The sequence below is a fragment of the Pseudomonas sp. EGD-AK9 genome (assembly GCF_000465935.2).
Classification (GTDB): Bacteria; Pseudomonadota; Gammaproteobacteria; order Pseudomonadales; family Pseudomonadaceae; genus Aquipseudomonas.
On record NZ_AVOF01000632.1, the window covers coordinates 1 to 1,064 of the forward strand.

Annotated in this window: 1 protein-coding gene; it reads left to right on the forward strand. The window is 71.7% G+C overall.

The window, feature by feature from the left end; translation table 11 throughout:
* Nucleotides 1-197 precede the first annotated feature (197 nt).
* The coding region (locus N878_RS21935; RefSeq protein WP_021445668.1) for a trans-acting enoyl reductase family protein at nt 198-1,064 on the forward strand (867 nt) is incomplete at its 3' end.

Sequence of the window (1,064 nt, forward strand, 5' to 3'; positions counted from 1 at the left end):
CCGGTGACCAGAATCTTCATCGCCACTCCCCCGTGGTGCTGCCGTTTGCCGCACTCTAGCAGCGCCACGCCGCCTGCGCGCTGTCGGCGGCGGCCAGAACAGCGACCGCGCAGGCCGATGGATGGGCGCTGCGCCGCCGCGACGCGGGTATAACGACTACCCTGCACGACACCCCATCGACGCAACAGGACGCTCCCATGGCCAAGCAACACTGGATGATCTACGGCGCCAACGGCTACACCGGTCACCTGCTCGCCGCCGAGGCGCAGCGCCAGGGCCTGCGGCCCATTCTCGCCGGCCGCAACCCGGCGGCGGTGCACGCCCTCGGCAGCCTGCTGGGGCTCGACTGCCGCATCTTCGACATCCAGCAGCCGCAACGGGCACGCGAGGCCCTGGCCGACGTCGCGGTGGTGGCCCACTGCGCCGGGCCCTTCTCCGCCACCAGCGCGCCGATGCTCGACGCCTGCCTGGCCAGCGCCAGCCATTATGTCGACATCACCGGCGAAATCTCGGTGTTCGAGGCGGCGTTCGCCCGCGACGCGCAATTCCGGGAGCGCGGCATCGTGGTCTGTCCGGGCGTCGGCTTCGACGTGATTCCCAGCGACTGCCTGGCCGCCTGCCTGCACCAGGCGCTGCCCGATGCGACGCACCTGGCGCTGGGCTTCGACACCGCCAGCGGGCTGTCGCCGGGCACCGCCAAGACCACCGTGGAAGGCCTGCATCTGGGCGGCAAGGTGCGCCGCGCGGGGATCGTCACCGACGTGCCGCTGGGCTATCGGCGCCGTACCATCGACTTCGGCCGCGGCGCCAAGGACGCGGTGACCATTCCCTGGGGCGACGTCGCCACCGCCTACCACTCCACCGGCATCGGCAATATCGAGGTCTACCTGCCGGCGCCCAAGGCGCTGGCCATCGGCATGCGCCTGCTCGATCCGCTGCGCCCGCTGTTCGGCCTGGCCAGCGTGCAGGCCTGGCTCAAGCGCCAGGTGGACAGGCGCGTGCAAGGCCCCGACGCGGCCAGCCGCGAGCGCCTGCGCACCTGGCTGTGGGGCGAGGTGCGCAAT